Consider the following 13,341-nt stretch of genomic DNA (forward strand, 5'->3'; position numbering starts at 1 on the left):
ATGAACCGACTTCTCGTGAACAGCTGGATACTGTTATTGCTTTACGCCCTGTGGCCGCAAAGTGCAGCTGCAGAGACACAACTCCAGACAATCCCTTTTTCCATCCTGGAAGAGCGCCAGCGTGGAGGGGACCATTTCACCCAGGGGCTTTTCTACGATGGTCAACGCTGGTGGGAGAGCAGTGGTCGCTACCGCCGCTCCTGGCTCGCCGAGTATACCGACCCTGGAGCCAATCCCGTAAGACGCAAATGGCTGGCTAGGAACCGTTTCGCCGAAGGGCTCACAGTTCTCAACAATAAACTCTACCTGCTGACCTATAAGGCAGGAGAAGTCCATATTTACCACGCAGACAAGCTCCAACATCTGAAGGTCATGCACTATCAAGGTGAAGGCTGGGGCCTCACCAGTAACGGCCAGCAGCTAATCATGAGTAATGGCAGTGGCGAACTGGTTTTCCGCGATCCCGATACTTTTGAGGTGATCCGGCATCTCAAAGTTCAAGGCGGAGGTGAAAATTGGTCCAGGCTTAATGAATTAGAATTTGCCCAGGGCCTGATTTGGGCAAATATCTGGCAAGAGAAACGGATTATTGCCATAGATCCGGAAAGTGGCCAAGTGCGCGGCATTATCGATCTAAGTGACCTCAATCCCGCCGGCAAGAACCATCCAGATACTGTAGCCAATGGGATCGCCTGGGACAAAGCCAAAAATGGGCTCTGGGTAACTGGAAAGTACTGGAAACAGCTCTATTTGATTCGCCCTGCGGGACTGGGCTTTGAGAGCACCACTAGAGTTTCTAACGCTGATCTGTAACGGTCAGCACACCCCCATCCCTGATATAGTCCATCGCAGACAACTGCAGCTGCAAGCGATAGCCATGCCCCCTGCTCTGTAGGCTGACGCCCTCCAAACTCGCCTCGCCGTCATACAGCGTAGTGAATTTCCCTTCTTCATTTTCCCACTGAACATTTTCAACTTTTTGCATACCGGGCAATTCAAGAGTGACCACCGTAAACTCTTCCGGTAAAGGCTGCAGCTCAACCTGGGCAACACCCGATGCAGTCGCCAGGGAAAATGCCAATTGGTTTTCCGGTGCTGACTGCCACCCCAGGTGGGTGTCAGCAACAACAGATTGAACCAAATTATGAGGGGAAGTGGAGGTGCACCCCAGAAGTCCGGCAGGAACCGTCAACGACAACACAGTTGACAAAATCAATGTGCGCATAGCCCTATCCTTAGCTTGCCGCTGTGATGGCGTAGGATTATAACCCGCGAATTATGTCACAGGCGTAAAGCCGTCAATTTCATTCAATTTCAGCGGCATACTCATCAATAAACATACCGCGCACGGTCGAGCCACAAGGTATACTCCCCGCCCATGAATTCCCCACAGCATATTCTCGAACACGTTTTTGGCTATACCGATTTCCGCGATCCTCAAAAAGCGGTTATCGACACACTGGTAGCCGGCAATGATGCCCTGGTATTAATGCCCACCGGCGGTGGTAAATCCCTGTGCTACCAGATTCCCGCCCTGGCGCGCCCCGGGTGTGGAGTTGTTATCTCTCCCCTGATTGCCCTGATGCAGGACCAGGTAGAAGCTCTTCAGGAAGCCGGCATCCGCGCCGCTTACTTGAATTCATCAGTGGCCTACGACGAAATCCAGGCAATCGAAAGCCAGCTATTACACGGTGAGCTGGATCTCCTCTATCTAGCCCCGGAGCGGTTGCTACAGCCACGAACCCTGTCATTACTGCAACGGGTTGAACTGTCGCTGTTTGCCATTGATGAAGCCCACTGTGTTTCCCAGTGGGGGCACGACTTTCGCGCCGACTATCTGCAACTCAACTGCCTGCACGAGCAATTCCCCCGGGTGCCCCGTATTGCCCTGACAGCGACAGCAGACAAGCGCACCCGTGCAGAAATTGCTCACCGCTTGGACTTGGAAGAGGCCCGCCACTTTGTCAGCAGCTTCGACCGCCCCAATATCCAGTACCGCATTGAGCCCAAGGACAACCAGCGCCGCCAGCTGCTGCAATTCTTACAGAACGGACATCAGGGCAACGCTGGGGTTATTTACTGCCTGTCCCGAGCCAAAGTGGAGAACACTGCGGAGTGGTTGAGCCAGCAGGGCTTCACTGCCCTACCCTATCACGCCGGGCTACCCGCCGAGACCCGCGCCGAGCACCAGCGCCGCTTCCTTCGTGAAGAGGGCGTCATTGTTGTCGCCACCATTGCATTTGGTATGGGGATCGATAAACCGGATGTGCGTTTCGTTGTTCACATGGACCTGCCCAAGAGTATCGAAGCCTACTACCAGGAAACTGGCCGTGCAGGCCGCGATGGTGGGGCCTCAGTTGCTTTACTCCTCTACGGTCTCGAGGATGTGGTAAAGATCGGCCAGATGGTGGAGTCCTCAGAGGGCAGCGAAGAGCACAAGCGGCAGGAACGCAGCCGCTTGAATGCCATGCTCGGGCTGTGTGAAATCACCAGCTGCCGCCGCCAGGCCCTGCTGGACTATTTTGCGGAACCACTGGACAACCCCTGCGGCAACTGTGATACCTGCCTGGAGCCACCGGCCACCTGGGATGCCAGTGAGGCAGCGGTAAAACTACTCTCCTGTGTCTATCGCACCGGACAGCGCTTTGGCGCCAGCCACGTGATCGATGTACTGCGCGGCTCCGAGAACGAGAAAGTCCGCAAATTCGAGCACGACCAGCTCTCCACTCATGGCATCGGCAAAGACCTGAGCGCGGCCGAATGGCGGGCAGTCGTGCGGCAGCTGATTGTTCGCGGCTATCTGGAGGTCGAGGGAGAATTCCAGGGGCTGAGGCTCACTGAAATTTGTCGCCCGCTGCTGCGACGGGAAGAGACTCTCAACCTGCGCAAGCTTCCCCCGAAAGCAGCGCGCTCGCAGAGCCGTGACAGTCGCAGCCTGGATGATCTCAGCCCAGAAAACCAAGTGCTTTGGGAAGCCCTGCGCAACTGTCGCAAACAGTTGGCAGAAGAGCGCGGCGTGCCGCCTTATGTCGTCTTCCACGATGCGACCCTGCGCGGCATGGTACAAGCCCATCCACAAACACGCAGCGAGCTATTAGCGGTCTCCGGCGTTGGAGACAGTAAGCTCGAACGCTTCGGCGATGCATTTTTGGCGGTTCTCAGGGATTTTCCCAGACACGAATAACTCCGAACAGTCGGGAGCTTTTCCCCAAAACACAGAGCTGTGTTACAAAGGGGCAAAGCAGTAGAACAATAATTGATAAACCCGACTGAGAGAGAACTATGAAAGTAATCGGCCACCTGATTAATGGCAACATGGTTAATGACACCGGTGCCGCAGGTAACTCCGAACTCCAAGAGGTCACCAACCCCTCCACCAACGAAGTGATCGCCCAGGTTTCGCTAGCCTCTAAAGCGACTGTTGAAGAGGCCATTAGCGCAGCTGAAGCAGCCTTCCCCGCTTGGCGAAACCTTCCGACGACCAAGCGAGTACGAATTATGTACCGCCTGCGAGACCTGCTGCAGGAGAACGCCGCAAAGATCTGTGAACTGATTACCCTGGAGCACGGCAAGGTCCTCGACGATGCGATGGGGGAATTACAGCGGGGCATCGAGAATATCGAGTACGTTTGCTCTACTCCGGAAATGCTAAAGGGCGAGCACAGTAAAAATGTCGGGCCGGCAATAGACTCCTGGAGCGAATTCCAACCGCTGGGTGTTTGTGCCGGCATAACCCCCTTTAACTTCCCCGCTATGGTCCCCCTGTGGATGTGGCCCATGGCAATTGCCTGCGGCAATACCTTTGTACTAAAACCCTCCGAACGCACCCCCTCCTCCGCACTGTTTATCGCGGAGCTGGGTATAGAAGCCGGCATCCCTACAGGGGTACTGAATGTGGTTAACGGCGGTAAAGAGGCTGTCGATACACTCCTCACTGATAAACGTATCCAAGCGGTGAGCTTTGTGGGATCGACTCCGATCGCAGAGTATGTCTACACCACAGGCACTGCTCATGGAAAAAGAGTGCAGGCGTTTGGCGGTGCCAAGAACCATGCGATCATCATGCCCGATGCCGACCTGGACAACGCTGCCGCTGCTCTAATGGGCGCAGCCTATGGTTCCTGTGGTGAACGCTGTATGGCCATCTCTGTCGCTGTAGCGGTAGGTAATGAAACCGCCGACGCCCTTGTTGAGAAGCTCAAAGTACAAATTGCTGATCTGAAAATCGGCGATGGTATGGACAGCCAAAGCGATATGGGGCCATTGGTAACCCGGCAACACTTACAAAAAGTGGAGAGTTATATTGCCGCTGGTATCGAAGAGGGTGCCGAGTTGGCTGTAGATGGGCGCAACCAAACCGTTTCCGGTTTTGAAAATGGTAATTACCTGGGCGCCTGTCTGTTCGATCGAGTCACTCCGGAAATGTCGATTCATAGTGGGGAGATATTTGGCCCGGTACTCTGTGTGATGCGTGTCGAAACCATGCAGGAGGCCATGGATATTATCGATGCTCATGAATACGGTAACGGCACCTGTCTATTTACTCGCGACGGTGAGGCCGCACGCTATTTCAGCGACAATATTAAAGTTGGAATGGTCGGTATCAACGTACCTCTGCCGGTACCGGTAGCACATCACAGTTTCGGTGGCTGGAAGCGTTCACTGTTTGGCGACCTCCACGCCTACGGCCCCGATTCAGTGCGTTTTTACACTAAGCGCAAAACCATTACCCAGCGCTGGCCTGCCAGTGGCGTAAGGGAAGGCATTCAGTTTAGTTTTCCTTCAAATCAGTAATCACCGAAGTAAGTCATTATAAGAAGTGCCCGTAACTTGACGGGCCTTTTTATCATTAAATTGCAGCCGCTAACTGCCACAGACCACTGGAGCTAGCCCCTAAACACTCCCCAAGGAGCCCTTACCCTCTCCCACTCCAAATATCACTTCCGTGCTTAAAACGTCTTAAACAGCTCACAAGAAATCAAATAAGTTAGTTTTTTAAGATCAGTTAGATTTACTTTGTGCAAACAGAGTGAGATCATTTATCCAGCAATGCCTGGAATAATTATTATGAAAACCACTAGTCTGACTATCACTCTTATTGCCGCACTCACAGCTGCCATCCCGGCAGCAGCACAGCAAGATGCATCTTTTAAGAAATGTAAAAAATGGCAACAAAAAATTGAGCACTTTCGGGAAGAAAGAAAAGATGGTGGATCAGGGGAGCAAATGGAAAAGTGGAAAGACAAAATCCGTAAGCTAAGAGAGAAATTCAAAGATTACAACTGCGATCAATATAAACGTCACTTGTAATCAACAATTCAGCTCCACCCCAAAAAAGTATTTAGTAGACTCCATTGCGATCACTCCAGTATTAAATAAAAAGGGCGCCGAAGCGCCCTTTTTGGCTGCGCGCCTGATTACCAATGGAAATCAAACTTGTAGCCTACACCAATATTGAATGACCAGGGGTCAAAGAGATAATCACCACCAAATCTGTGACGATAGAACTCATTATCATCATTGGTATCGAACCAGAAGGCATCCACCTCAATATCGGTATCTACATCATAGTAAATAGCGGCAAGGTTAATCAGCCAGCTACTATCATGACCGAAATTAAAGTCGACACCAATTTGCCAAGTGTATCCCCAGTTGTCACCCAGATTTACACGACCATCCCAAGGACGGAATACTTCATTATCATCATCGTAATCCCACCAACCCCAATGTCTCAGACGCTCATCGGTAAAGTCGGTATAGTTGATACCTACTCCCATATAAGGCTGAACCATGCAGCTGGGGTCTAACGGATAATAATTCAGATAGGCGGCCGTGATCTGAGGCTTCCACCTAGCGAAATCGCGGCGGCGATGGAACTCGTCAAAGTCCGGGTTAAAGCGACGTAGCCAGGGCCTATTATCTCCTCCTGTATGGCGGTCACCCTCGGTGTAACTCAGGGATACACTCATATGGTCGGTAGCCCGCCACTCTACATTGATAAACCAGCCCCACTCATCACTGGGATCAACGTTGGAGCGGAATGCACCCCAATCGTCAATAAAATCATCTGGCCCTTCGAGCCATCTGTCAGCAAATGTGACATTGTCCGAATTGGGCGAGATATAGGCCCCACCAATTCGAACCTTAAACTCCTGGGTCTTTGGTGGGGGAGGGGCATAGCCAGCCGGTCCTGCCGAAGCGACACTAGAGATTGCTAAGGCGAGGGGCGTCATAACGGGGATCAGAATACGCGTCATCTTCATTTGTGGTAACTCCATTGATATTCAGCAGATCAAACAGCAATCAGCCCAATCAATGGTCAGTCTAGTCGCACGAAGTAACAGGTGTAGAAAAAACAAACAAATGTTGGCGTGTAAAAAAATATTTATTGTTTTCTGGCACTTAAACCGTTTTTTGGCGTTTAGTTTTCCCGAACAAAGTATGATTTTTAAAATGGATAGGCGCCTCTTGGAATTCTAGCGGCCACCAGAGCAAGAGCGGTATGAAGAGATCTAAATTTATAAACAAAAAATAGACGCCAATTCACTACTGATTCTTATCAACCAGTAAGAATTTATGAGGGCTTTCGTGACGCAAAAAGAAACTGAAAATCTTTGGATGGCTATTTACATGAAAAACGCGACAGGCCCCAGAACTGGAACCTGTCTGAATTGTTTTAAATAAAGCTCTAAATTACGACTTTTTTCCACCACCCTGGCACTCAGGACTCTGGGGGGCCTGTCCCTCCCACTCTTCCGGGCTGTAAGTGTGCAGAGCCAGAGCATGTATTGGGCCAGCCATTTCTTCAGACAAAGCCGCATAGACTTTTTGATGGCGCTGTACCTTCCTTGCAGAATTGAACGCCTCACTTACCAAAACGACCCGAAAGTGCATTTCAGAGCCAACAGGTACATTGTGCATATGACTTTCACATTGCACTTCAATATGCTGAGGTGAAAATTCCGCAGTCAGTTTATCTTTAATTGTCTCAGCAAGACTCATCTATCAACTCCTTTATTTGCAATACAGCAAGGCTGCTCTCCAGAACCTAACTGACAACCTTAGCCTGTTGCTTTCTCGCCTCAACAATCGCTTCATAGGCAACAGTAATACTTTTCATCTGGTCATCAGCGTGACGCATAAACTCTTCAGGCAACCCTTTGGAAGCAATTTTATCTGGATGATACTCTGCTGCTTTTCGGCGATAAGCTAATTTAAGTTCTTTATCGCTAGTCTCCGGGGTGCAACCCAACACTGCGTAATGCTGCTCCAGGTTTGCAACTGTATTCCTCCCCGTTCACAAACTCATTTTGCATTGCCGCAAATAAAGATTCATGCAACCCTAGATCAACAGTGATGCGTTTTAAAATCTCTTCTTCTGCGCTATGTAATTCACCATCGGCATAAGCAACTGCAAATAATAGGCGATACACCATTTCCCGCATTGCTTGATCGCGAACCAGTTGGCGATACTGTTTTGCGTAATCGTAAATGCTGTACTTATCAGTCTTGGCATTTTCAAAAATACGGATTGCATGCTTGCGCTCTTCAGTGCCCAGACGGAGGTTGTTTCTAATAAACCCCTCTATAAACTCCACTTCAGCTTTAGAAACCAGGCCATCTGCCTTGGCCATTTTCGCCAACATCGAAAATAGAGTCACGATGAAGATTGTCTGGGCTCCATCCCTGCTCAGGGCCGAAGCAGCCTTCCCGAGGCGCTGCTGCAAACTGGAACCAAATGAACTGCCGATCCAGGCTCCCAATGCCGCACCAATTGGGCCGCCAAACATAAAACCAAAGCCTGCACCTAATCCCGCCCCTAACCAGGACATACACTCTCCTAGACGCTAAAAGTCGCGCCCGCTATATAAGAATCAAACAAGTAAAACGCGCCTATCATACCACGTACTACGGCGCCTTAACCCCCAAGCATGAATTGCTGGTCACAGCTCAATAGAGCTGAACCCGCCAGGTCTATCTTTTGACGCGGCAATCAATCTCGAAACTATCACTAGTCCTCAGGCCCAATTATGTTTGAGAGTGAAAATCGAACTTAAAGGCAAGCCGAATGAAAATGCGGCCAGACACAGCTCTCTTTCGCCCCCTATTGGCTTTGTGTGCCATAGCACTCCTCACGTTAACCGGTTGCGATCAACATCGAGGTTCATCCCAGCAAGAGGAGGCCACTAGTACTCCAGGGCACCAGGACTGGGAAACTATCGTAGAGGTCCTTCTGCACCCCCGCTGCCTCAATTGCCACCAGTTGGAGATGCCACTTATAAATGAAGGGTCTCCCCATGTTCCTAGAGTGGAGCGCGGTCCAGATAATATGGGGGCAGGTACCATGCGTTGCAATAACTGCCATTCAAATAAAAACAACCCTGTTACCGGTGCGCCTGGAGCTCCAGGGTGGGTTATGGCACCCATTGAGTTGAACTGGTCACAAAAATCCTCGGCTCAAATCTGCAAGCTGCTAACTACTCCCCAGGACAACGGCGGGCGAGCACCAACCAGTCAACTGGAGTTTGTCAGTACCAGCCCACTGGTATTGTGGGGATGGCACCCCGGTGACAGCCGCCAACCGGTAAATATCCCCCACGATAAGTTCATTGAGGCAATGAAAGGTTGGATTGCAGCAGGGACACCCTGTCCACCGGAGAGGACATCAAACTAATTATGTATTTGCTAAATCTAATATTATGCGGTTTACATTGAGATGAAAATTCTTGAAAAAATATAATCTCAGTAATACAAACATCGAAATAAATAACAGTTCGGTATCTAGTTGAAGTTATTCTCGGAACCCTTTTATGGCCCATGATTTAACGCTAGACCATCTAAGAAACACCTACTCCCAAGGTATTACAACACCGCGTAAACTCATTGCCAGTCTATTAAAGCAAGCACTGCAGCAAGCCAATTATAACGCCTGGATAACTCTATTAACGCGAGAAGAGCTAGAGCCCTATCTAGAAGCATTGGACCGAATAAGGCCCAGCGATCTGCCATTATACGGAGTGCCCTTTGCTATCAAGGATAATATTGATCTTGCTGGAGTACCTACAACAGCAGCCTGCCCAGACTTTAGCTATATCCCTCGCGAAAGCGCATTTGTTGTAAAGCTATTGATTGAAGCAGGAGCCGTGCCGCTCGGCAAAACCAATCTCGATCAATTCGCCACCGGTCTAGTAGGTGTTCGCTCCCCTTACGGAGAAGGTAAAAACTCTTTTAACCAGGAGTATATTTCTGGCGGGAGCAGTGCGGGGTCAGCTATTGCCACAGCACTTGGGCAAGTCAGTTTCGCTTTGGGAACAGATACTGCTGGCTCTGGTCGGGTACCTGCCGCACTCAATAATCTAATAGGCCACAAACCCACTCGGGGACTGCTGAGCACTACAGGGGTTGTCCCCGCCTGTAAAAGTCTCGACTGTGTGTCAATATTCGCCCTAAATTGTCGAGATGCTGCCAAGCTACTTGATATTACGGCGAAGTTTGATTCAGCCAATATCTATAGCCGTACCACCCCATCTTCAAATAGGCTGCGGTACTTCCAGGAAAGCTTCCCTAACAATAAGATCAGTTTTTCTTTTGGTATACCTGAACAACTTGATTTTCAAGGGAACAAAGAAACCCAGGCACTCTTTAATCAATCTATCAAAAAATTAAAAGTGCTGGGCGGACAGGCTGTAACTGTAGACTTTAATCCTTTTATAGAAGCGGCAAAGCTACTATACGAAGGTCCCTGGGTAGCCGAGCGCTGGATTGCAACTCAAGGTGTAAAACCGAAATCCATGCTTGAGGTAATCCGGAAGGTTATTAACTCCGCGGAAACAAAAACTGCAGCTGATGCTTTCTTGGGACAATACCGCTTACAAGCACTAAAGAGAATCTGTGATAAAACACTGGAGAATATCGATTTTATCATTATTCCCACTATACCGACTGCTTACACCCGCCAGCAAATATCCGAGCAACCCATTCAAAGAAATTCTATTCTCGGAACCTACACAAATTTTATGAACTTATTGGACTATTCTGCGACCGCAGTACCCGTTGGCTTTCTTAGCTCCGGAATTAGCTGGGGAGTCACTTTGTTTAGCCAGAAACATTGCGATATGTCTCTGCTAAGTTTTTCTAATAGTTTACACCAGGCCTGTAATCTCCCATTGGCTGCTACAGGAGAACGCCCGGGAGAAACATCCAATCAAGACAGCGGCTCTCGCCATTAGCTACACCGGACAAGCTGGTAAAAATTGTAATCTGTGGTGCACATCTCAAAGAGTAACCTCTCAACTGGCAACTCACTGAGCGGGAGAACAGTTATATCAGAAAACAACAACCAGTCACCAATACCGACTCTATGTTCTCCCCGAGGAGGTGCGCCCCGCTCTGGTTCGCGATGAATCAGGAAATGGGCAAGCCATCCAGGTGGAAATATGGCAGTTACCAACCGAATATTTCGGCCGTTTAGTTGCTACAATACCCTCTATGGAAGCTGGCTTAATTGGCTCCAATCCAAACACTAAGCCCACTCGGCGAATTTACTTAGCCAGGAGGCATTCGTTTTCCTTCCTACTACAAAAAGCTCTTCACTAGATTTTATATCGCCATCCTCCACCCTAACGATTACCCCACCTATTTCAGTTATCAGAGGCTCAGGCAGAAAAGCGAGCAGCCTATTATTTTTTACTAGCTGGCAAAGAACCCCATAATCATTTACAACGACCTGCACCTTGCGAGGATAATTAATTTCCGGCCAGCCATCGCTACCTATCCCCCGCTCTTCACCACAGAAGGGTGATATCCTCGGTGCGGCAAATGGATATTGCAAGATATCTGACAGTGAAGCCTTCACCTCAGCCCCCTCCTCCACTATCAAAGAGTGATTAGGCCCCGCAGCAATACACATTGATACTGAGCCAAGTGGCCGAACATCCATTGTGGATGACAACTGCCCCAAAACCGCTCCGGTTATCAGGGCCAGGTCTACCTCCCCCTGGATAACATCTTCAATGCCAAGGCTTCATAGGCCGATGTGAATGACAACCGCCCCCCTACTTCCTCAGTAGTAAATTTGCGGTGGATAAATGTACCCCAGGCTAGTTGCAGCATGGTCGGAGCAGCAATTCGGCACTCCTGATTTACCTTTAGCTCGCCAACTTCAGAGCGAATTCTTCTGGCAATCGCCACCATCTCAACCGCCCGACTTTGCAGTCTGCGGCCTGCGTCATTGATTTTCAGTTGCTTGCCAACTCGATCAAACAGGCGAGTACCCAGCTCTCCTTCCAGCCGCTTTAATGTTTTACTCAATCCACCCGGGCTCGTATCCAGCCTGTCTGCGGAGCGCTGCAGGTTCTCCGTCGCAGCAATCACTAGAAACTTCTCAAGTGCTTCTATTTCCATTGTGGAATCAAATGTCTCTATTTTTGAATCGATTATTCACTAGAGTACTCTTAGAATCCCCTGCATCCAAGGTCATAGCTACACAAAACCGATGAAAAATATTCTTCTCTTTTTGGCGCTGACAATCAGCTCAAGCGTATGCTTCACACAATCTTCATTAGCACAAAGTGACGATTCAGTCGGAATTCATGGCATGGCCCTGTTTACCGTCGGCGGGCAAATTATTGCCACACACATGCCACTACATGGCGGAAAACACAGTCATCAAGTTATTTTGGAATTGGAGACTGATGACCAGGAGGAGGTTCAAAACCTCCTCAAGCGAAACGAGTTAGTTACATTGCTTCCAGAGGAATTTTCTTTACGCGAACTACGCGAGGGAAAACTCAATGCCTTTAACGCCCAAATGTTTACAGGGCATTTTGAACGAGGAGGAAAACTTGCGCTGCAAGCTGTTACTTTCAGGGTAACCTCTCGACTAATGGTTAGCCCCCTTACCCGAACAGAAAATGGGCACTACCAATTAATACTTCTTAAAAATTACACTTTGCTTGTGCATGAAATTGCATCCACCCCCAGCTTCGACCAAATACTGCTGGTCAGCACCGACCATGATTTTTTCAGCGACATTTATAGCGGCAGTTTAAAACCGCTTTCGAAAGATAGCTGGCCAAAAAGCCTAACTAAAGCTGGCATCCACTATAAGGAAGAACTGTATTTTGAAAATCAGGATTTCCAGTAAATGACCAAACCAATACTGATTATCCAACATGAGGAAACTGAGGGCCCGGGGTATATTTATGACTGGGCTACAGAGAAGCGAATACCGCTTTCTATCATTAACCCTCAGAAATCACCACTACCTCAAAGCGACTTTAGCGGAGTTATTATCCTTGGTGGGATGATGAACGTTTGTGAGCGTGAAAGGCTCCCCTGGCTTGCCAATGAGATTGCATGGGTAAAAAACTGCATTGAACTTCCGATCCCAATATTGGGCATCTGCCTTGGGGCACAGATTCTTGCATATGCATTGGAAGCAGAGGTCCGCCAACTTCCTCAAGAGGAAATGGGCTGGCTACCTATAAGGTCTACAACAGCACTGAATTTCAATTTAGAGAATGTATTCCAGGCACATAGCTATTTCTTTGAAATTCCGGAGGGGGCAATTTGCTTGGCAGAATCTGACTTGTGCCCTCATCAGGCGTTTATATTCGGCAAAAATGTGTTGGGATTACAATTTCATCTAGAGTGGTCACAAACGGATGTTGCCAAGTTATTTCCCGAACACTTTAAAATCCACGGCTCCCCAGAGGCGCTTCATCGCAAAGGGCGTAATTTATTATTTCAGCTGCTTGATGCGCACTTCACACAGTTAAATGTGAGTTTTTGATACTATTGATTGGGTGGGCGGAATTGGGGAATTCAGCAGGCTTCATAAACTGAATTTCCCCTAACACTCACAAACCAATTCAACAGCTCATCTATTCAGAGCACTTGATCCTTGACTCAGAGCAAAAACCACTGCGTTGGGTGCAGAGTTCAAGTAATTTCCCCTTCGCCTCAATACGGCTAAAGCCATTTGAATGCATGCCTCCCGCCACTGGATCCTTCATATAACAGGCCCACTTTGGACGCTCCTCTACTAGAGCTGGCGGTACCAGTTCGGGCTGAGCGTCAATACTCGCCTGCAACTCCAAAATCAAGTCCTGAAGCCGATGGACATTTTTTCGTAACTTAACCACTTCTTTTTCTAAGTCACGAACATTTTCAGCTCCAACACCCTGTTTGTGGTCAGAGTGTACTTCTTTACGGAGCTTAACCACCTCTTTCTTTAACTGGCGGACTTCTTCCGCAGTTTGATGATTATCATGTGCAAATACACTAGTGGAGAAAAGAGCAAAGGCAATTAAGAATGGCAAACTACGCATTGGGGTTACT

At 49.1% G+C, this 13,341-nt stretch carries 16 protein-coding genes and 1 pseudogene; 9 read left to right on the plus strand and 8 right to left on the minus strand.

Going from position 1 to position 13,341, the window contains the following annotated elements; translation table 11 throughout:
- A complete protein-coding gene (locus P0078_RS06065; RefSeq protein ID WP_282933564.1) occupies window positions 1–813 on the plus strand; it encodes a glutaminyl-peptide cyclotransferase in 813 nt (270 codons plus the stop codon).
- Here the strand turns inward: P0078_RS06065 and P0078_RS06070 are convergent.
- Window positions 797–1,225 (minus strand): hypothetical protein, encoded by a 429-nt coding sequence (locus tag P0078_RS06070; RefSeq protein ID WP_282933565.1) that lies wholly within the window; start codon window positions 1,223–1,225, stop codon window positions 797–799. The two genes, P0078_RS06065 and P0078_RS06070, sit on opposite strands and share 17 nt — an antisense overlap.
- Window positions 1,226–1,378: 153 nt before the next feature.
- On the opposite strand from P0078_RS06070, the gene recQ reads away from it, so the two are divergent.
- From recQ to P0078_RS06085, 3 genes are all read left to right on the plus strand, one after another.
- Window positions 1,379–3,184, plus strand: a complete 1,806-nt coding sequence (gene recQ / locus P0078_RS06075; protein ID WP_282933566.1) for a DNA helicase RecQ — start codon at window positions 1,379–1,381, stop codon at window positions 3,182–3,184.
- Window positions 3,185–3,282: 98 nt separating this feature from the next.
- The gene (locus tag P0078_RS06080) at window positions 3,283–4,794 is read left to right on the plus strand and encodes a CoA-acylating methylmalonate-semialdehyde dehydrogenase (RefSeq protein WP_282933567.1); all 1,512 of its coding nucleotides are present in this window, start codon (window positions 3,283–3,285) and stop codon (window positions 4,792–4,794) included.
- Window positions 4,795–5,067: 273 nt separating this feature from the next.
- Entirely contained in the window at window positions 5,068–5,310 is a 243-nt protein-coding gene (locus P0078_RS06085) for a hypothetical protein (protein ID WP_282933568.1), read from the plus strand.
- Between the two features lie 107 nt (window positions 5,311–5,417).
- On the opposite strand, the gene P0078_RS06090 is transcribed toward P0078_RS06085, so the two are convergent.
- The 4 genes from P0078_RS06090 to P0078_RS06105 form a co-directional block, all read right to left on the minus strand.
- Window positions 5,418–6,263, minus strand: a complete 846-nt coding sequence (locus P0078_RS06090) for an OmpW/AlkL family protein (protein ID WP_282933569.1) — start codon at window positions 6,261–6,263, stop codon at window positions 5,418–5,420.
- A 430-nt stretch (window positions 6,264–6,693) separates the two neighbouring features.
- Window positions 6,694–7,002, minus strand: a complete 309-nt coding sequence (locus P0078_RS06095; RefSeq protein ID WP_282933570.1) for a BolA family protein — start codon at window positions 7,000–7,002, stop codon at window positions 6,694–6,696.
- A gap of 46 nt (window positions 7,003–7,048) precedes the next feature.
- The gene (locus P0078_RS06100) at window positions 7,049–7,255 is read right to left on the minus strand and encodes a DnaJ domain-containing protein (protein ID WP_282933571.1); all 207 of its coding nucleotides are present in this window, start codon (window positions 7,253–7,255) and stop codon (window positions 7,049–7,051) included.
- Window positions 7,230–7,832, minus strand: coding sequence for a tellurite resistance TerB family protein (locus tag P0078_RS06105; RefSeq protein WP_282933572.1), 603 nt, complete (start codon window positions 7,830–7,832; stop codon window positions 7,230–7,232). The genes P0078_RS06100 and P0078_RS06105 overlap by 26 nt, the downstream gene beginning before the upstream one ends.
- Before the next feature lie 236 nt (window positions 7,833–8,068).
- On the opposite strand from P0078_RS06105, the gene P0078_RS06110 reads away from it, so the two are divergent.
- The 3 genes and pseudogenes from P0078_RS06110 to P0078_RS24750 form a co-directional block, all read left to right on the plus strand.
- Window positions 8,069–8,674, plus strand: a complete 606-nt coding sequence (locus P0078_RS06110) for a hypothetical protein (RefSeq protein WP_282933573.1) — start codon at window positions 8,069–8,071, stop codon at window positions 8,672–8,674.
- Window positions 8,675–8,810: 136 nt separating this feature from the next.
- Entirely contained in the window at window positions 8,811–10,229 is a 1,419-nt protein-coding gene (gene atzF, locus P0078_RS06115) for an allophanate hydrolase (protein WP_282933574.1), read from the plus strand.
- 142 nt (window positions 10,230–10,371) lie between these two features.
- A pseudogene (locus tag P0078_RS24750) lies at window positions 10,372–10,596 on the plus strand (allophanate hydrolase-related protein); the annotation flags it as partial.
- On the opposite strand, the gene P0078_RS06120 reads toward P0078_RS24750, so the two are convergent.
- Both P0078_RS06120 and P0078_RS06125 read right to left on the minus strand, forming a co-directional pair.
- A complete protein-coding gene (locus tag P0078_RS06120; protein ID WP_353057048.1) occupies window positions 10,523–10,960 on the minus strand; it encodes a LysR substrate-binding domain-containing protein in 438 nt (145 codons plus the stop codon). The pseudogene P0078_RS24750 and the gene P0078_RS06120 overlap by 74 nt on opposite strands.
- Before the next feature lie 26 nt (window positions 10,961–10,986).
- Window positions 10,987–11,403, minus strand: a complete 417-nt coding sequence (locus tag P0078_RS06125; protein ID WP_282933575.1) for a LysR family transcriptional regulator — start codon at window positions 11,401–11,403, stop codon at window positions 10,987–10,989.
- 91 nt (window positions 11,404–11,494) lie between these two features.
- Here P0078_RS06125 and P0078_RS06130 point away from each other — a divergent pair, with 91 nt between their 5' ends.
- Together P0078_RS06130 and P0078_RS06135 are read left to right on the plus strand one after the other, a co-directional pair.
- Window positions 11,495–12,145: a hypothetical protein gene (locus P0078_RS06130; RefSeq protein WP_282933576.1), complete on the plus strand. Its 651-nt coding sequence runs from the start codon at window positions 11,495–11,497 to the stop codon at window positions 12,143–12,145.
- Window positions 12,146–12,793: a type 1 glutamine amidotransferase gene (locus P0078_RS06135; protein WP_282933577.1), complete on the plus strand. Its 648-nt coding sequence runs from the start codon at window positions 12,146–12,148 to the stop codon at window positions 12,791–12,793.
- 91 nt (window positions 12,794–12,884) lie between these two features.
- Here P0078_RS06135 and P0078_RS06140 read toward each other — a convergent pair whose 3' ends face one another.
- The gene (locus P0078_RS06140) at window positions 12,885–13,331 is read right to left on the minus strand and encodes a magnesium transporter CorA family protein (RefSeq protein ID WP_282933578.1); all 447 of its coding nucleotides are present in this window, start codon (window positions 13,329–13,331) and stop codon (window positions 12,885–12,887) included.
- Window positions 13,332–13,341 lie beyond the last annotated feature (10 nt).

The organism is Microbulbifer sp. VAAF005, assembly GCF_030012985.1.
In the GTDB taxonomy this organism is placed as follows: Bacteria; Pseudomonadota; Gammaproteobacteria; order Pseudomonadales; family Cellvibrionaceae; genus Microbulbifer.